This window comes from Bacillus thermozeamaize (assembly GCA_002159075.1).
GTDB classification, from domain to species: domain Bacteria; phylum Bacillota; class Bacilli; order ZCTH02-B2; family ZCTH02-B2; genus Bacillus_BB; species Bacillus_BB thermozeamaize.
This window is the reverse complement of sequence record LZRT01000011.1, coordinates 1-19,205: the sequence shown is the minus strand read 5'-3', so window position 1 is coordinate 19,205 and position 19,205 is coordinate 1. Positions and strand designations below refer to the sequence as shown.

13 protein-coding genes are annotated in these 19,205 nt (G+C 40.4%); all 13 read left to right on the top strand.

Translation table 11 applies throughout. The annotated features are described in order from the left end of the window. The first annotated feature begins 167 nt into the window (after positions 1-167). A complete protein-coding gene (locus BAA01_02185) occupies positions 168-956 on the top strand; it encodes a hypothetical protein (protein ID OUM90651.1) in 789 nt (262 codons plus the stop codon). Positions 957-1,206: 250 nt separating this feature from the next. Next, positions 1,207-2,172, top strand: coding sequence for an ATPase (locus BAA01_02180; protein OUM90668.1), 966 nt, complete (start codon positions 1,207-1,209; stop codon positions 2,170-2,172). 3 nt (positions 2,173-2,175) lie between these two features. Continuing rightward, positions 2,176-4,641, top strand: a complete 2,466-nt coding sequence (locus BAA01_02175) for a peptidase S8 (GenBank protein OUM90650.1) — start codon at positions 2,176-2,178, stop codon at positions 4,639-4,641. Between the two features lie 183 nt (positions 4,642-4,824). Then, on the top strand, positions 4,825-6,063 hold the full coding sequence (locus BAA01_02170) for a flagellin (protein OUM90649.1): 1,239 nt from the start codon (positions 4,825-4,827) through the stop codon (positions 6,061-6,063). A 95-nt stretch (positions 6,064-6,158) separates the two neighbouring features. Next, positions 6,159-6,524: a hypothetical protein gene (locus BAA01_02165; GenBank protein ID OUM90648.1), complete on the top strand. Its 366-nt coding sequence runs from the start codon at positions 6,159-6,161 to the stop codon at positions 6,522-6,524. Between the two features lie 49 nt (positions 6,525-6,573). Further along, positions 6,574-7,836: a hypothetical protein gene (locus BAA01_02160; GenBank protein OUM90647.1), complete on the top strand. Its 1,263-nt coding sequence runs from the start codon at positions 6,574-6,576 to the stop codon at positions 7,834-7,836. Positions 7,837-8,700: 864 nt separating this feature from the next. Further along, complete coding sequence (locus BAA01_02155) at positions 8,701-8,955, top strand: hypothetical protein (protein ID OUM90646.1); 255 nt, start codon at positions 8,701-8,703, stop codon at positions 8,953-8,955. 203 nt (positions 8,956-9,158) lie between these two features. Continuing rightward, positions 9,159-11,219, top strand: coding sequence for a hypothetical protein (locus tag BAA01_02150; GenBank protein OUM90645.1), 2,061 nt, complete (start codon positions 9,159-9,161; stop codon positions 11,217-11,219). Positions 11,220-11,272: 53 nt separating this feature from the next. Beyond that, the gene (locus BAA01_02145; protein ID OUM90667.1) at positions 11,273-12,973 is read left to right on the top strand and encodes a DNA helicase II; all 1,701 of its coding nucleotides are present in this window, start codon (positions 11,273-11,275) and stop codon (positions 12,971-12,973) included. A 110-nt stretch (positions 12,974-13,083) separates the two neighbouring features. Further along, the gene (locus BAA01_02140) at positions 13,084-16,014 is read left to right on the top strand and encodes a hypothetical protein (GenBank protein OUM90644.1); all 2,931 of its coding nucleotides are present in this window, start codon (positions 13,084-13,086) and stop codon (positions 16,012-16,014) included. Between the two features lie 12 nt (positions 16,015-16,026). Further along, the gene (locus BAA01_02135) at positions 16,027-16,989 is read left to right on the top strand and encodes a hypothetical protein (GenBank protein ID OUM90643.1); all 963 of its coding nucleotides are present in this window, start codon (positions 16,027-16,029) and stop codon (positions 16,987-16,989) included. 108 nt (positions 16,990-17,097) lie between these two features. Further along, on the top strand, positions 17,098-17,637 hold the full coding sequence (locus tag BAA01_02130) for a hypothetical protein (GenBank protein OUM90642.1): 540 nt from the start codon (positions 17,098-17,100) through the stop codon (positions 17,635-17,637). 19 nt (positions 17,638-17,656) lie between these two features. Next, positions 17,657-18,136 carry a hypothetical protein gene (locus BAA01_02125; GenBank protein OUM90666.1) on the top strand — a complete coding sequence of 160 codons (480 nt, stop codon included), beginning with the start codon at positions 17,657-17,659 and terminating at the stop codon, positions 18,134-18,136. Positions 18,137-19,205: the final 1,069 nt, after the last annotated feature.

The following is a 19,205-nucleotide window of genomic DNA, read 5'->3' as shown; positions in this document are numbered from 1 at the left end:
GATGCAAAATAGGAGTTGGAAATAGAAAATGGGTTGGGAAAGAAGGCGTTTGCGTTTGTGGAGTGGATCGGATGATCGTGCAAGGAGTTGGACCGGCATAGATGAACGCGTTATCCGAAGCTATAATAAAGGCAAATCCTGAATCGTCCGACGGCGGAGGTGCACCCATGCCCGCATCCGGAACACCCCCTCACCAACCGGACGACAAAGGCTACAAATACTTGTTTCACAGTAAACGGGCCTTTCTGGAATTCTTGCGGGCGTTCATCCCACGGGACTGGGTGCACCAGATCGACGAAGACCACCTGTACCGCCCGGAGACAACGTACATTCTGCCCGACTTTCGGGACAAAGAGGCGGACATCGTCTACGAACTCCGACGCACAGCAGAAGACGATCAACCGGAAATCATCTTCTACATCCTGATGGAACTGCAGTCCACCGTCGACTTCCACATGCCCTACCGCCTGCTGCTGTATCAAGTGGAAATCTGGCGGGATTGCATGAAAAACATCGAAACAAAGGAAGCTGCCCGGAAAGACTTTCGCTTGCCGCCCATCGTCCCCATCGTCCTTTACAACGGAAAAGCGCCCTGGACGGCGGCGCGAACCTTTCGCCAAATGCTCAAAGGAGAAAGCCTTTTTGGTGATGAACTGCTCAACTTCCGTTACATGCTCATCGATGTCCACCGCATGGAACAACAAACCGTAGAAGAACTGGTGAATGCCATAAAGGAGAAGGGAGTGAGTGACATGCAAACCAACATTGAACGTATCCTTGACGAAGCCTTGCAACATAAACTGAAAGAGGGGCTGGAAAAAGGCCGGGAAGAAGGCAAAAGAGCCGTGGCGAGAAAACTCCTGCTAAAGGGCATGGACATTCCCTTCATCGTCGAGACGACCGAGTTGAGCGAGGAAGAGATCGAACGCATCAAGCGGGAATTGCCGAAACAATAATCCGCAGGCCACGAACCGGCCACTTGTTGCATGGGTGGATAAAACAAACAAAACAAACAGAGGAATGGACCCGGACCCATATGGAGTCCGGTTATTTGATGCCAACTTTTATCCTCTTCGAAACATTGACGGCGGTTGGTGCAGAAAGTGAAGAAGGCCGATGTAGCTATCAAGAGGCTTTTTCATCGAACAACGGAATTACCATAAAATATGGTAAAATGATGTGAAAGTGGAGGGACGGGGATGTTCCATGGCGACGGCAGATCAAATCAAAATGCTCATACAGTCACATTTTGAGAAAAATGATGAACGATTTAAGACCATCGTACTACAAGTTGCCGCTTATGAAGCGAAAAAGGGCCATACCACATTGGCCAGAGATATCCGAGATATCGTCGAAAAATCAAAACGGACAACCTCAAGTATTGTGCAATTCGATAAAGATGCCAATGAATTGATCCATGCCACCCTAGTGGAAGAAAAATTGTCCACACTTGTTGTTCCTTTGACGATTAAAAATCGGATTGAGCGGATTATCAAAGAGTTTATGCAACAGGAAAAACTAAAAAAATATGGCTTGAGCAACCGGCGAAAAATTTTGTTTGCCGGCCCCCCTGGCACAGGGAAAACGTTAACCTCGAAAATTCTGGCAGGCGAACTCCATTTACCATTTTGCACCATCATGATGGACAAAATGATCACCAAATACATGGGTGAAACAAGCATAAAATTGCGTCACATCTTTGACACCATAAAGCAAGTTCAAGCAGTCTACCTTTTTGATGAATTTGATGCCATTGGCGCAAAACGGGGCAGTGACAATGACGTCGGTGAGATGCGGCGGGTGTTGAATACCTTTTTGCAGTTGCTAGAACAGGACAATTCTTCCAGCATCATCATTGCCGCGACCAATCATCACCAACTGTTAGATCAAGCATTGTTTCGAAGATTTGACGACGTGTTATATTATCAATTGCCAGATGATGAACAAATCCATCGTTTAATTTCAAATCGTTTAGGTACATTTAAAAGAAAAGAACTGGATCTCGACAGACTAGCTAAAATATCATCCCGTTTAAGCCACGCAGAAATCACGAAAGCTTGTGATGATGCTCTAAAAGAAGCGATATTAAACGATTCGCATGAAGTAAGTACCGAACTTCTTGAAAAAATGCTTAGAGAAAGAAACGATGTCTATCAAGGGAGTGCGGAGTAGTTTATGGCTGAAGGACATCTCCAACATATTTTCTTTCACGAACGTCCGGTATCGTATCCATATCGCAATCGTCAATCGCCCAGGAAACAAAATTATCCTCCCAGGGATCGGGTCAGTCACGGCAACTGGTTAATGCATCAGTTTCAAAAGGTCTGGACCGATGCAAAAAACATAAACGAAGCAAGAGAAGCAGTCGCTTTGCCGGTCAATCATGGTGTATATCTTGAATTTGTCAGCACCCCAGAATACGAATTGGCCATTAGAAGCCTTGAAAATATTCAGTTAGGCATTCGCTTAATGAATGTTCGAATGATGGAAAATGCGAATGGGAAAACGGAGAGGGTAGCCACTGTTTATATTCCACACGGCAAAGAAGGTTTTTTCTTAAAAAAGCTACGCCAATATCTTGAAGAAAATACAGAAAAAGGAAAACCCAGGCATGAAGCGTTTGCGGCATGCATTGATGATATCCGATTAGCGGTGGTGGAATCCTTTTGGCCGTATCATGAAATTACGTCAATTCCCGGTGAAGAGCCGAAATGGTGTGAGATATGGCTCAACACCGATCAAGATGAGGATGAGGCGAAATTTCGCCTATTAGCATCAGAAAGATTGGGAATTGAGATTCGCAATGAAACATTAAGATTTCCAGAAAGGAGAGTCATCTTAGCGAAGGTTAACAGAAAACAATTGGAAGAATTGATTCAATCTAGTGACAACATTGCGGAAATTCGACGAGCGGATGAAGTAACTAGTTTCTTTGTAGAACTCGACAACACGACACAATCGGAGTGGGCGGAGGAACTGTCAAAGAGAATTACCGTACGCGTCGACTCAAGGGTTAGCGTTTGCATCCTTGATACAGGTGTCAATAACGGACACATTTTAATTGCTCCAATCTTAAAAGATGAGGATTGTTATACTTATCATCCAGGATGGGGTACACATGATCATGATGGACACGGCACCAAAATGTCTGGCGTCGTCGGTTATGGAGATTTACAGACTTTACTGGAAAACAGTGAACCAGTCGAACTGAATCATGTATTGGAGTCTGTAAAAATTCTTCCTCCTACTGGAAAAAATGATCCACAGTTGTATGGAGCCATTACCAGTCAATCCATCAGCCGCGTCATGATTGAAAAACCTCAACGAAAACGGATCATTTGCATGGCTGTCACATCACCCGAACATACCACAGGCGATGGCCGTCCGTCTTCATGGTCCGCCGCGCTGGATGAATTGGCGTCAGGCTACCTCGATGAGCAACAAAAACTGATTATTGTTTCAGCAGGAAATGTTCATGGCTGGGACAATTATCCGGATACGAACATCGTGTCATCCGTTGAAAATCCTGCTCAATCGTGGAATGCGTTAACTGTTGGTGCATATACAGAAAAAACATTGAAAGATTTAAGAAAATACAACAATGGTAGTACAGTAGCCCCTAAAGGCGGACTTTCACCATACAGTACGACGTCCGTAATTTGGGATGATAAAAAGTGGCCTGTCAAACCGGATATCGTATTGGAAGGCGGAAATGTTTTAAAAGACTCGTTGGGATGCGTGCAATGCGAGGAACTTTCCATTCTAACAACATATTACAAGCCCTTTGAACGACAATTTGACACCATATGGGCTACCAGTGCAGCCACAGCCAAAGCCGCCTGGATGGCCGTGCAGATACAAGCCGAATATCCGGATGCGTGGCCAGAAACCATCCGAGGATTGATGATTCATTCCGCTGACTGGACCGATACGATGAAAAGACAATTTTTGCGCGGCAAGAAGAAAGGGGATTTGAAGGTTCTATTGCGAACTTGCGGTTACGGAGTGCCCAGCTTGGAAAAGGCGTTATGGAGTATGCAAAATCGAGTGAACCTAGTAGTCCAAGCAGAGCTGCAACCTTTTGACCGTGACAAAAATGGCCGGTATGTGATGAATGAAATGCATTTGTATGAATTGCCTTGGCCGAAAGATGTGTTGTTATCACTGGGAGAAACGGAAGTTTTCCTCCGAGTGACATTGTCCTATTTTATTGAACCGAGTCCTGGTGAAATCGGCTGGAAAGACCGATATCGGTATGCTTCTTGCGGGTTGCGCTTTGACGTCAATGGTTCGGATACAAAAGAAGGATTTTTGAGTAGGATCAATGCGGCTATGGAGTCCGATGAAGATGAGCCTGGTGCCACAAGTGTCAAATGGTTGCTGGGTCCTCACAATAGGAACGTGGGCTCGATTCATTCTGATGTTTGGCGCGGCACGGCCGCAGAACTGGCTGTCAGCAATCTGATTGCTGTATATCCGGTCATTGGCTGGTGGCGTGAACGCCCTTGGTTGAACCGGTGGCATAAAAAAATCCGTTATTCCTTGATTGTCACATTGCAAACGCCTGAACAGTCGGTCGATCTATATACGCCCATCATGACGGAAATCCGTAGCAAAGTGCCAATCGCACAACAGCTCTGATAAAAAACTGCTGGATCATGACAAAACACCCCCAAAAAAAGCGAAAAACCGAAAAAAAAGCCGCCAATTGGAGGAATTTTCCGTTTCATAAAGCTAATGTTTTCCTGAAAAGGTACCGATGGAAATGACAGAACCATCATCCGATGGTACATACACACAAGCTTGAAATGGAGGTAAGGAACCGTGATTATCAACCACAACATTTCGGCGTTGAACACGTATCGCCAGTTGTCCATTAACAACACTGCGACGGCGAAAAACTTGGAGAAACTGTCTTCCGGTCTGCGCATCAACCGTGCCGGCGATGATGCGGCGGGTCTGGCCATCTCAGAAAAAATGCGCGGGCAAATTCGCGGCTTGAACATGGCGGTCAAAAACGCGCAAGACGGGATTTCGCTCATTCAAACGGCGGAAGGCGCATTGAACGAAACCCATGCCATCCTGCAGCGGATGCGCGAATTGGCAGTCCAGGCGGCCAACGACACCAACACGGCTTCCGACCGGGCTGAATTGCAAAAGGAAATCGACCAACTGGCTGAAGAACTTTCGAGAATTGGGAATACGACCGAGTTCAACACACAAAAACTGTTAAACGGCACCTTCCAAGGAACCTTCCACATTGGCGCCAATGAGCAGCAAAACTTGAAAATCAGCATCGGTGACATGCGTGGATTAGCGCTTGGTGTTACAGGAAATGTCAAGTTGGAAGAAACGGTTAATTATAACAAAGTTGGTAGTGCAACAGATATAGCTGACGGTGTTTATTTCGTGGATGGAACTGATCTAAAAGACGCTGATGGTAATGTTGTTGCAACAACTGCTGATGGAAAGACCTGGACAGCGAAAATTGGTGAAGGAGACGATACTTTTGTATTTACTCAAGCGATCGACTCCGGTACGATTAGGATTTCCGGCGGTAAGGCAACCGGTGTGGCTGAATTTACAAATACTGCGTTGCAAGCGGGAAGCTATACGATTGATTCCACAACATTAAAAGACTCCAATGGGAATGTCATTGGAACATCGACCGATGGTCAAACGTATAAAGCCCTAGATGGCACGACGATACTATTGACGTTGGATGCTGCTATTACGGCTGCGACGAATATCACCGTTGGCGGAATCGACATTTCGTCACAATCGTCCGCTGATGCTGCCATTACCGTGATTCAAAACGCCATTGAAAAAGTTTCGGCGGAGCGTTCCAAGTTGGGTGCTTACCAAAACCGCTTGGAGCACACCATCAACAACCTCGGAACGTCCGCTGAAAACCTCCAAGCCGCCGAGTCCCGCATCCGCGATGTGGACATGGCAAAAGAGATGATGGAATTCACCAAGAACAGCATCCTCGCCCAAGCGGCGACCGCCATGCTGGCGCAAGCCAACCAAGTCCCGCAAGGCGTTCTGCAATTGTTGCGGTAAAACGTCTGATAATAATCGAGTCGCTTAAAACATCGAGACCTTGGGTAGGCCCGGGGTCTCTTTTTCAATCCTTCAGATGAAAAGGGAATGGCAAAATGGAGAAATATATCCAGGTTATGCTGCAAATCAAAGACTTATCGGAGACATGTTCCGAGGCGATACAGTACATCCGTCTGAGGTTTGAAGAAGGTGCCTTTGAACAGGCCGCATTTCTCTTGATGGATTTGTTGGAAGCGGTTGATGCCTTAAAACAGGGGTTGCAACCGTTGGCGGCTTGGTTGGATGATGACCTCATGTTATTGCTAGATCATTTTCGTGATACTTTAGTTTCTGTTCTTATCTGTTCTGAACAACAATGTTGGCATCAAGTAACGGGTCTGGTTGTCAGGGAGTTAATTCCGCGTTATGATCGATGGAAAAAAGAGTTGGACAGAAGCCTAGATTCATGTCTTTTGTCGTAAAATCATTGTATACCATTGCTTTGACTTGTAGATCGAAAGGGGAACTCTGATGCCAAAAAATCGCGAAGCACAACCAAGGAAGCAATTCCTCCTTGTACCTCAATATTTGCACCATTTTTCATGCATTGGATCGGAATGCGAAGATACTTGTTGCAAAAATTGGCGGGTGAGCATTGACGAAGAAACGTACAAAAAGTATCAACGCGTCCGTGATTTGGAGTTAAAACCGTTGTTCAAACAAGGGATCGGACGCATCCGTTCCAATGCAAACTCGCAAAATTATGGAAAAATAATAATGGATGCACAAGGAAAGTGCCCCTTTTTGTCTGAAGACAAATTGTGTACCATACAGATGAAGCTCGGGGAGGACTACCTGTCCGATACGTGTAAGTTCTACCCCAGAGTTACAAACCGTGTCAATGGCATCCTGGAAAAGTCGGCAACCTTGTCTTGTCCTGAAGCCGCCCGGCTCGCTTTACTCAATCCAAACCCAATGGAATTTGACGAAGTGGAAACGATTGCTGAAAAACACGGCGTTATTTTACGTTCCATTGACACAAGACAAAATCATCCAGCGGCCAAGAAAGCGGAAAAATATTTTTGGGAACTGAGAATCTTCACGATGCAAGTCCTCCAGAATCGCCGGGAATCGTTGGCGGATCGTTTGATCTTTTTAGGTCTTTTTTATCAAAAAATTCAACAATTGATGATTGAAAAGAAATTCAACGCCATCCCTGAAACCATAGGCACTTATCTCCGCCTCATGGAACAAGGCGGTTGGGCGGAAGCTTTATCGGTGCTCCCGGAACGTACGTCGGTCCAAATGACCGTCCTTAAAAAAATTGTCGATGTCAGGTTAACATCAGCAATCCCGAGTGCCCAATATCTAATTTGTTATGGACAGTTTTTGAAAGGAATCGGATATACGCATGATGCGACGGAAGAAGAAATTCTCCAGCGATACGAGGCGGCCTACCGTGGCTATTATGAGCCGTTTATGCGTGAGCATGAATACATATTGGAAAACTATCTGGTAAATTATGTCTTCATGAATTTGTTTCCGTGCGGAAAATACGAGTCCGTGTTTGCCGAATATACGATGCTTGTGTTGCTTTACGCCTTGATCAAGATGCACCTCATCGGCATGGCGGCTTTCCATCAAGGACTGACGTTCGAATGGATCGTTAAACTCTTTTACTCTTTTTCCAGGGTGATTGAGCACAACACCGCTTTTTTGCAGTCGGTGTATAATGCATTAAAAGACAATGAATATATTTCTTTGCCTTATATGGCGGCACTGATACGTAATTGATGATTGTGTTAACAAACCAAAAGACAGAAAGAAAATCTGCCTCTCACGTACAAACGTCCGCTGAAAAAATATCAGGTGTTCCCAATACGCTGACTGTGAAACCGATAAAGCTATTACATAAAATTGGTCGAATGACAACACCGCTATTCCCTGATTTGATGGGGTTAAGCACATTAGGAATTCTTGCATTACATCTGGGCAAATGACCAAGATTTAAAACCCTATTGATGCCGAGTCTCTTGAGCTCAGATGCTCGTCGGCTGAATTTTCATTTAAATACAATGCCTGTTGGATCATTTTGGTATCGGTATAACCGTCTGTGGAGGCAACCGCCATTGGATTAACAGAGTATATACATGTTGAAGAAGGTATATAGTGCAACATTATCCATAGGAGAAGCAAAAAATAGCACGGAAGAAAATCACCTGACTTTTTGTTTTGGCAAGAACCGATAACAGGCCGCTCACTTTATACCTTGTAGAATGTAAATATATGCCGGGACGACACAATTGCCATCAATACAAGCGATAAAAAATCCGATCACACCGGTTGTTTCTGTTGCGTGTTTGTTAGAAGATCGTACCGTGTGTCCATGTCATTGACCCACCTGTTGGGGAAGATGGTGAGAATTCTTATATTGTCGTCGATTCCGAAACCTTTATAAACAAGTGACAAAATTGTTTTTTTGGAAAAAGCTCTTTATGCATTTCAAGAAGGGGTGCTATACCTTAAAACAGGAAAGTTGGTTCCATAAACAAGGATGAAGAAATAGTCCAAGCTTCAGAAAAACATGTGACCTATTATGGTAATCGTGAAATATTGTATAGCAACGGTTTTTATATAGAGGTTTTTCGTAGAATTTATTTGGGGTTTGTGGTAATAGAGGATTATCCAGGGTTTTTTGATGAATGGTTTGGTAAGTTTTATCAAGAATACCCGGGACGTTATGATGATTGGCAAGAGTTGTTAGAAGCACTTGTATCGGTATTTGGATTCGGCCATGAATGGAAATATCCTGGTGGCATTACATTGTTGATCCGGAAAACGGTCGATCTCGAACATCGATGCTCCTGGGACGATGCTGAAAATATCGTGGCTGAAAAAATTATAGAATTATAATACCTTTTGCAAAGATGAAATATCCACGTGACCTCCCTAAGCCAGGTGGTTTTTATGTTTTTTAATTAAAATCTTCTGATTCATTCATAATCAGACGATTGTCATAATTTGTCTTTTGTTGTATACTTATGGAGAGGAAATTATTGTAAAAAGTGACGGAAAAATTGACGATAATAAAACAATAATGAAAGGATTCGAGCTCAATGCACATTGAAAGAATCAGTGTAAGAAACTTTCGTTTGCTTCAAAATGTGGATATCTCATTAGAAGAACGGACGACGGTGATTGTCGGGCGCAATAATAGTGGAAAAACCTCTTTAGCTGAGTTATTTAGACGATTATTAACAGAAAGCCCTACTTTTGGTTTAGAAGATTTTTCTTTAAGTACATATGAACAATTTTGGGACGCATATCAGATTTTTGCCAGGACAGGGGATCAAGGTTCAGCACGAGAGAAGTTACCGACAATAGAAGTGACGATCATAGTTAGTTATAGAGACAATCCTACAAACCTAAGTTTGCTTAGTGAATTTATTATTGATTTGGATCCTAATTGTACGGAAGCTCACATCAAGATGTGTTACCAAACTGGAGAAGGAGAATTGAACCATTTATTCGATAACCTGGACGAACTAATAAAGTTTGAAGAAGAAAATGAAAAAGAACAAAAACAAAAGTTTTATCGAATCTTAAAAGAAAGGTTGCCAAAATCGTATAAAATGTTTCTCTACGCGCTTGATCCCAACGATCCGACAAATCGAAAAATGCTCGATTGGAAAAACGTGCGAAAATTGTTTCAAGGAAGTTTTATCAATGCCCAAAGGGAATTGGGTGATATGACTAGCAGGGAAAGAGACGTTCTAGGAAAAATTCTCGAAAGCATGTTTAAATCAGCCGTGTCGGATACAGCTAATCCTGCTGACCGTAACATTGCTGAGAATTTAAGAGTTGCCGTTCAAAATATTGAGGGAGCGATAAATAATGATTTTAACAAACATTTGTTTCAACTAATGCCGGCAATCGCAATGTTTGGCTATCCTGGTTTAAAAGATCCTCGTTTTTTTATAGAGACCATATTGGATGTTGAATCGTTGCTGAAAGATTTCACAAAGGTAAGGTATCAAGGTGTATATGGGGTGAATTTGCCAGAAAGTTACAATGGATTAGGGGCGCGAAATTTGATTTATATTTTATTTAAGCTATTCGAATTTTACAAGGAATATGTATCAAAAAATCCAGCTCCCATTTCCCATCTCATATTTATTGAAGAACCAGAGTCACATTTACACCCGCAAATGCAAGAGGTTTTTATTTCTAAGCTGAATGAACTAGCAAGAGACTTACCGAAAAAATTCAACGGTGAACCATGGCCAGTACAAATTGTCGTGACGACGCATTCATCTCATATTGCCAACAAGGCTGATTTTACAGCCATACGATATTTCATGACATCAACTAATCATGGTTTTCTATCGACAAAGGTAAAAGATTTAAAAGTGGGCGCAAGCAGTTTGGGGGATGATGTTGATTTTTTACACCGTTACATGACGCTTACGCAGTGCGATCTTTTCTTTGCGGATAAGGCAATACTTATTGAAGGTCCCACCGAAAGAATTTTGCTTCCCAAGATGATTGAAAAGTTTGATAAAGATTATCCTGATGTCAATCTTGGCAGTCAATATATATCTGTTATGGAAGTGGGCGGAGCTTTTGCTCATAAGTTTTTTAAGTTAATAGATTTTTTGGAGTTGAAAACATTAATAATTACCGATTTGGACACGATAGATAGCAAGAACAATAACAAAGCTTGTGTGGTGTCTATGGGGGATAGGACAAGCAATGCATGTATAAAAGAATGGTTTAACAATGACCATATCACCCCGCATGAACTACTTAAAAAAGCTGACGATGAAAAAACGCGAGGATTTTGTCGTTTAGCTTATCAAATACCAGAGAACAATAATTCGAATAGTTCCTGTGGTCGCAGTTTTGAAGATGCATTTATGTTAGCAAATCTAAATTTGTTTGGTCTTCATGGTTCATCCAGGGAGGAACTTGAAAAATTAGCTTGGAAAAAAGCGCAGAACGTGAAAAAGACCGAGTTCGCCCTGAATTATGCCTTGGTAGACACACAGTGGAGAATACCTCGATATATATTAGAAGGTTTATTATGGTTAGGCTCGACAGATAGACATGCTGATGGGACTACTACTAACTATGAATGGGAGTCTTTTCAAGAAATCGCAGCTGGAGAGGAGGGGTAGAGTTGAGCAAAAATAAAGATCAAAACCCGGCCCTTGCTGCTGCTGAAGAAGCGATGAATAAAATATATGATTGTTTGAATCGTGGAAATTCATTTGTTCTGGAAGCCGGTGCCGGGGCAGGTAAAACGTATTCATTAATTAAAACTCTTGAGTATTTGATTTCGAAGCGAGGAAACAATTTACTCCGAAATAATCAACAAATAGCATGTATTACATTTACGAATGTTGCATGCGATGAGATTCGGGAGGAACTGAGCGATCACCCTGCTGTTTTAGTTTCTACAATTCATTCCTTTTGTTGGTCGTTGATTAAACATTTCCAATTAATTTTATGGGAAAAATTACACCATCTGCCCAAGTGGGAAGAACGTTTAGCAGCCGTTACTATTAAACATCCTGTAAAAATTGATTATGAATTAGGATATCGAGAGGTGGATAACGAAAAAATATTGCTTGGACATGATGATGTGATTTTATTGACAATCCAGTTGATGGAAAATATAAAATTCAGAAGAATAATATCGTCCCGCTATCCCATATTATTCATTGATGAATATCAGGACACCAATAAAGCATTTGCAGACTCTCTATTGAAGTATTTCTTGGAAGAGAAGTCAAACATGATAGTTGGTTTTTTTGGTGATAGCTGGCAGAAAATCTATGATAATGGTTGTGGAACAATTGTTAATAAAAATTTGATCCGCATAGACAAACGCTCTAATTTTCGATCTTGTAAAACGATAGTAGATGTCTTGAACCAAATAAGGCCTGAATTAAAACAAGTTGTAAAAGATCCGCATTCAACAGGATATGTAAAAGTATTCCATACTAATGACTGGAAGGGAAAAAGGTTAGAGGATAAAAATTGGAAAGACGATTTGCCTTCTGAAGTGGCGAGAAGTGCTGTGGATGTAACAGAAGAGATTTTGACGAAAGACGGATGGGATTTTTCCCCCGAGAGAACGAAAATTCTCATGTTAACCCATAAATTGTTGGCCCATGAACAAGGGTATAGCGGCATCGAAAATGTGTTTCAAGGAAGAAGTGAATTTTTTGTAAAACTTGAGGATCCCCATCTACATTTTTTCGTTAAAACAGTGGAACCAGTTTGTGTTGCGTTTGAGAACAAAAAATATGGCGACATGTTTAATTTGTTGGAACGGAGAACTCCAGGTATCCGTTCCATCGATGATAAAAAGATATGGCATGAAGATATGGCAACTTTGCTTCGTTTACGTTCTGAAGGAACGATTGGAGACGTGATTGATCATCTCTTGAAAACAAAACGTCCAAGATTACCGAGTGTTGTGGAAGAAAGAGAGCAGGAGTTATTAAAATACGATCCTAAGAATGATGATGAAAAAATTGAGTCAATGGAACGGTTGGGAAAACTGAAGGAGGTTCCATACCAAGAAATTGTGCAATTAAGTCAATTTATTGAAGAGAAAACACCCTTTTCGACCAAACATGGGGTAAAAGGGGCGGAATTTGAGAATGTACTCGTAGTCATTAGACGCGGATGGAATCGGTATGACTTTAACAAGTTCTTGGAGTATTCACAATCCCCTGAAAGTATTCCTGATAAAAAACAAGATTTTTATGAAAGAAACCGGAATTTATTTTACGTTGCGGTATCACGTCCCAAGAAACGGCTTGCCGTTTTATTTACACATAAGCTTTCTGATAAAGCATTAGTGACGCTAGAGCAATGGTTTGGAAAAGAAAATATTCAATCTATCGGTTATTTGATATAAAGAATGTATCTATCGCTTCAAAATTATTGAACAATATTTCAAAAAAGAGCCTAACTCTCTGTGATAAAACATTGCATAGGGCTAGAACTAGAAAAGGGATTGTGCATAGCATGGGGAAAATTCAAACAAAGATTAAGGGAGATAATATAAAGCAAAATTGGTGGAATCCAAAAAAGGCTCATGTCATGGAACTGACAGGTGTAACCCGCAAGCTATATGATGATCTGATTGCTTTTTTTGATCAGAATGCTGATTACGATGGTTACCGTAGAATTTATCCAAGACCGCAACAAGCTGATTCAAAAGACTTGAAAGAAATCGCCAGTGAAATTTATGGCTTTTTTCATGCGCATTATTTTAAAGTCCATCGGACATTATCAAATCTGGAAAGTCATTTGCAAACAAACGGAGACTCTCTGTATGTTTCTTCGCTGACGATCGTTGATGTGGGGTGTAGTATAGGAACAGCAACTTATGCATATTTAGACAGCTTACAAGAAAAGTGTCGACAGGAAATGTGTCATCATCCCCATGAGATACAAATCGTTTTTGTTGAACCGAATCAGGCAAAAGTCCATTTGCTAAAAAAATGCATCCAATATTATTTGCGACAATTAGATTCGAAATATAAAGTAACATATCAAATAATTCAACAATATTTTCCTTGCATTGATGACATTTTAAAAGCGGTTGGACAACACGAAGGTAACATCCTAATTTTCATGAGTAATTTTGTATCGTGGATCAAAGATGAAAATGATTTACTGAAAGGTTTTCGACAATTAAATATGCATTTTTCAGCTAGCGAAGAAATTCGTTGCATCAATGTAGAGGCTCATAAGAATGCTATAAATCGACTTGGTAAAATTTATCAACAGTTTATCGAACAAGGTGTGTATGAAGTTTTTGGGCCTGAAATCGATAAATCGCTCTCTTACATAAATCATAAAAATACGTATTTTCGAGATGTTTGTGGTAATAAAGATTACAAGCACGGTGGATTTGTTTACGGTAGTGTGTATCGGGAACCTATTATTAACCTGTTGAAGAACGAAAAAATTTTGAAGCGATCTTATTTTAAAGCCAGATCTGCATACCGACAAAATCCATTGCATGATGAAATAGAAATTAAACTGATTGGTGAATATCTCGGTGGTGTGGTACAAGTTTTCCAAGGGTTAATTGTAGACGGATATACGTTTACAAATGATTTTTTACAATTTTTACTTCCGAAAAATCAGAACCAAAATCGTCCTTACGTCATGGAAGATTTTTATAATGAAATGTTTACAGCTGCATTATTTTTAACTTGGGGTCGGTATATCGACCAATTCCATGATCGTTCTGATGACGAGTATTCATTTGGTAACCGTTTAGAGGGGCACTTTGATAAATTGGAATTATTCCGTTGGTTTGTGGGACAATATTTTGGGAAATATTTGAGAAAAGCTGAGGAATACGCTTCTTCTGGTCAGTTTTCTGATTATTTGCAAGCAGATATTCAAGCATTCTATTCTCATATTGATCAGCAACTTCTCTATCAGTTAGTAATAAAATATTTTCCACAGAAAAATGATTGGTTAGATAAAACGCTTCGTTCATTCATCTTTCGTAATCTAAAAGGGTGTGATGCGGGAAAAGGATTATCACAAGGTTCGCTGTTGTCTACATTATTGGCGAATGTGTATTTGTACCCGTTTGATAATTGGTTGCAATCCGAATATCCAGAAGTGGCATATGTAAGGTATGTGGACGATTTTTTTGTTTTCGCAAAAAACAGAAGCCAACTTTCCAATGTTCAAAAGGAGATTGGAGCGTTTTTATCGCAAAAGCTAGGTCTTAAAGTTAACGAAGAAAAGAGCAAAGAAAGTTGTGTGAAAGAGTATCAGGTGAGCAAAAAAGATGCTTTTTTTGAAGAGGTTAACTCAGAAGCCGATATGATTTTAAAAACAATTTATACGATCGACAAAAAGAACTACAAAAAATACGAAAAGGATCCTGATCGATTTATAGAAATTTATCATGCTTGCCTGAAGGAGCTGGGAATTTATGTGCCTCTTGATTGGTTGTCCGTCAAAGTTGTGACTCGTGCTCGTTTTATTGACAGGCTTTTGGTAAAGTTTAAAGGGAAACAATCAGCAATGGAAAAGTGGATGTCCAAGAAAAGAATGGTGATAGGAGGTATCAAATGGGGAAATATACCTGTGACGAAAGATAAGGAAGTAATAGAAATATGGGTGCGAAAATTCAAGAAAAAGAATGCCAGCTTTATGAGAAATGTTGAAAAGTTGAAGGGGATATTAAAACGTAAATTTATTGAAACTTATGATACTCTTTTTCCAGCTGACAACAACAATCATCAGTTGGAACCAAATAAAGAAAAAGAGTTGTCCCGGTTGCTCAGATTTACTTGTAGAAAACTGATGTATTTTCGAGTGACAGATGATGATGTAATCAGTAGATTAAAAAATTTGCTAAACAAACCTTGGTTAAAAGTGTATAAAACTATAAGAGCATATCCTGAATTAGCTGAATCTGTGAAACATATGGTTCAACAGGATAAAGAAGATTTTAATTCATTGGTTGGGATATGGTTGCTTGGGGAGATGGAAGAAAAAAGTGCATGTCGTTTGATTCAGGAGATATTTTTTAAAACGATTGAAGCGAATGATGACATTAATGTGATCAAAAATACGCTGGCTGCGGAAGCGCTCATGAAAATCGATCTATGGGGCGATTTTGATGCAGAAAGACTGGTAAAAATCATCCAAAGTTGGTTGAGCCGTAAAGAGTTTCCGCCTTATCATTTGTTGCGTAATGCGTATCTTTTGTTAAACGCAGCAGGTGAAAACATTTATCTTCCGCAGTTAATCGAAAAAGGAATATTGGTATGGAACAAATATTGGAAGGTAAACCTTGTATTATCATGGATTGGTGAACATATGCAAAAAAACGTGATGAAAACATACGATCGGTTGCCTTCCGAGATGAAGAAATACCTTCCTATCGAAGAACCTGGATCGATAACTTATCTATCCTGAAGGATGAGTGAGATGCACCTCATTTCTGCCAGCCGCAAGACGGATATTCCGACGTTTTACATGGATTGGTTTATGCGGCGGATTGCTGACGGCAAGGCATATGTATACAATGCCTACCGCAAAGAAGCCAAAGCCGTATCCCTTGCCCCCGATCAGGTAGGGGCCATTGTGTTCTGGTCAAAAAATTACCGTCCTGCCTTCCCGCATTTAAAGCGATTGCACGAAATGGGTTATCGCCTGTTTTTTCATTACACCATCACGGGACAGCTTCGGGTGACGGAAAAGTATGTAGCGTCCACAACCCAAAACATTGAGATGTTCCAATCCTTGGCAAAAACCTTTTCTCCTGAACAAATGCAATGGCGTTTTGATCCCATTTTTTATACGAAATCCATGGGTAAAGCGTATTATTTAGAAGCGTTTGAACGCATTGCATCGGAACTTTCCGGTTACACCAAACGCTGTTCCATCAGTTTTGTCACCCTGTACCCAAAGGTGAAAAGGAAATTAAACAGGGAGTTGGATGAGGACTATCCTGTCGAGATACCACTGGCAGAACGGCTAGAATTGACCGCTGCTTTGCAAAAGGTAGCTGCCCGTTATGGAATGCAACTATTTTCTTGCTGTCAGGATGAATTGTGTTCTATCGATGGAGTGAAGAAGGGGAGTTGCATTGACGCGCAGCATTTGAGTGAGATTTTTCACATTCCGCACATTTACCCAAAGCGGCCCACCAGGGAATCATGCGGTTGTTATGAAAGTTACGATATTGGCTATTATAACACTTGTCCGCATGGGTGTGTGTACTGTTACGCTAATGTCAGCCATGCGTCGGCGTTGAGGAATTACAAGATGCATTGTACAGAGGCGCCGTTAATCGCCGGAGATGTTGAGGTGTCTGTCTTGAAGCAAGAGAAAGACGGAAACGGGAATGTTCGTGTAAGCAACGGTGAGCAGTTGAGCTTGTTTGACTGACAAATTTTAGAGTGCGTTTTTAAATTCGTATGGTTTAATGATATTCTTTTAGTAGTCATATGTCACATTTAATTGTGTGATATTTGTGAGATAGGAGGTGAATATCAAGTGCAAAAGAGACCTATATTTACCATTGGATATGGCAATAGAGAAATTTCTGATTGTATTGTTCTGCTTAAGAGGTATGACATTAAATTTTTAATTGATGTTAGGAGTAAACCCTTTTCGAGCTTTAATCCATATTTTTCGAAGAATAATTTGGAGTATTTTTTGAAGCAGAATCAGATTAGATATGTATTTATGGGTGATCTTTTGGGGGGAGTACCGCAAATAGAAGCGTGTTATACCAATGGACGAGTCGATTATTCCAAAGTTGAGCAACAATTATTTTATCAACGAGGTATATCTCGATTACAAACGGCATGGGAAAAACAGGTGCCTGTTGCGTTAATGTGTTCTGAAGAAAAGCCGGAAGAATGTCATCGGAGCAAATTAATTGGTCGAACTTTAGAAAAAAAGGGGATTCCAGTCGTACATATCGATCAGACTGGTGAACTGGTAAGTCAACAGGAGGTCATTGAACGCATTTCAGGCGGACAGTTATCTTTGTTTGAAGAAGTATATATGTCTAATAGAAAATATTTATAACAAATAAGAGGTGAGTAATATTAATATTTACACAATTGGTGTATATGGATATTCTGAAAATGATTTTTTTAACAAGCTTATGGACCACAAAATTGATGTATTTATAGACATACGTAGAAGAAGAGGTATGAGAGGGAGAAAGTATGCCTTTGTTAATAGCAAATATCTCCAAATGAGGTTAGAAGAGATAGGCATTCGTTATCTTTATCAAAAAGAGCTATCTCCAACTCAAGAAATTCGGGCATATCAAAAAGAAGAAGATAAAAAAGCAGGTGTGACAAAACATACAAGGAATAAGTTGAGTCAAACATTTGTGGATAAATACAATGAAGAATGCCTAGATAAGTTTGACTTGAATTCTTTTATTTATCAATTTGAACAAGATAGCAATATTTTATTCTTTTGTGTAGAAAAATTTCCCGAAGCTTGTCACCGTTATTTGGTAACACAGAGATTAGCAGATTATCCTGGTGTGCGTATTTATCATATCATTGAGTAGGTGTTGAAATGTATGTGGTAACTGGTATAACTAGAATGAAGACAGGAATTTGTGTTAGTGTATATGATGTGCATAATCGTCGATATCTTCGACCGATTCCGCCGTCTCGAAGATTTCAAACTCAAGATGTTGCTGCTCTTCGTTTGTTTTCAATAGTTGATCTGAAAAAGGATAACAGATGGATTGAAATCAAGGCTCCCCATGTAGAAGATTTTCCAATTAAAAACAATACATTATCTTCTATAAGAAGATTGGATGTTATTGAACAAATAAAGTTTTTAAGGCAGATATCAGTTCCTTCGGTTCATGATGTATTTGGATATGATGAACAGGGGGCGCCCTTTTTAAAGCGAGGAGTAAATCAGCGCAACTATGTTCTTCCTGGAAGTGGTAGTTGTTCACTAGGAACTATTAAGGCAAATGTTGTTAAAGTTTATAATGATCCATATGATAATAATAAACTGAGAGTTGATTTTACAGATAGTTTAGGAAACGATTTTTTTAATGTACCATACGTATCAATTTTTCAAACAGATCCAGAAAGATTAACGCAAAGCTTACAAGATTGTAATGAGATATATGTAAGGCTAAGTTTGTCAAGAAGTCTTAAGCCAAATACATGGGACTTTTATGCTTGTTTTTTACAAGTATCTTCTATCCATGGATATAAATCAAAAGTATAAATAAGTATAAATAATAAAATTAAAATGGTGATTCGTATCATTAGCACAGTAAGCGGAAAAGGTTATGGGGCCGTTTCCGCTTCTTTTTCTGATGGTTAACTTGGTTTATGGTGCTGATCCGATTGGGCTTCGTCATGACCGCCCATGTGGCTGTGGCCGTGGAAAATGCCGCCTTTGTAACCGCTAAAATAAAGACAACAAAAATTGCTGAACAGCAATGAACACTTTACGTTCCTTCCTTGCCCATTTACCATATCCTTGGGTGAGGAAGAGTATGAAACGCTTGGAAAGGTGGCATATGTATTTCACGATTCACAACTTGAAAGCGAAAGGACTAAAGGTTTCCCAGATTGCACGAAAATTGAATATCTCCAGAAATACAGTCT

Coding starts and splice junctions, on each gene's coding strand:
- BAA01_02185 (OUM90651.1), top strand. CDS start 168: ATGCCCGCATCCGGAACACCCCCTCACCAACCGGACGACAAAGGCTAC.
- BAA01_02180 (OUM90668.1), top strand. CDS start 1,207: ATGGCGACGGCAGATCAAATCAAAATGCTCATACAGTCACATTTTGAG.
- BAA01_02140 (OUM90644.1), top strand. CDS start 13,084: ATGGGGAAAATTCAAACAAAGATTAAGGGAGATAATATAAAGCAAAAT.
- BAA01_02150 (OUM90645.1), top strand. CDS start 9,159: ATGCACATTGAAAGAATCAGTGTAAGAAACTTTCGTTTGCTTCAAAAT.
- BAA01_02165 (OUM90648.1), top strand. CDS start 6,159: ATGGAGAAATATATCCAGGTTATGCTGCAAATCAAAGACTTATCGGAG.
- BAA01_02160 (OUM90647.1), top strand. CDS start 6,574: ATGCCAAAAAATCGCGAAGCACAACCAAGGAAGCAATTCCTCCTTGTA.
- BAA01_02145 (OUM90667.1), top strand. CDS start 11,273: ATGAATAAAATATATGATTGTTTGAATCGTGGAAATTCATTTGTTCTG.
- BAA01_02175 (OUM90650.1), top strand. CDS start 2,176: ATGGCTGAAGGACATCTCCAACATATTTTCTTTCACGAACGTCCGGTA.
- BAA01_02135 (OUM90643.1), top strand. CDS start 16,027: ATGCACCTCATTTCTGCCAGCCGCAAGACGGATATTCCGACGTTTTAC.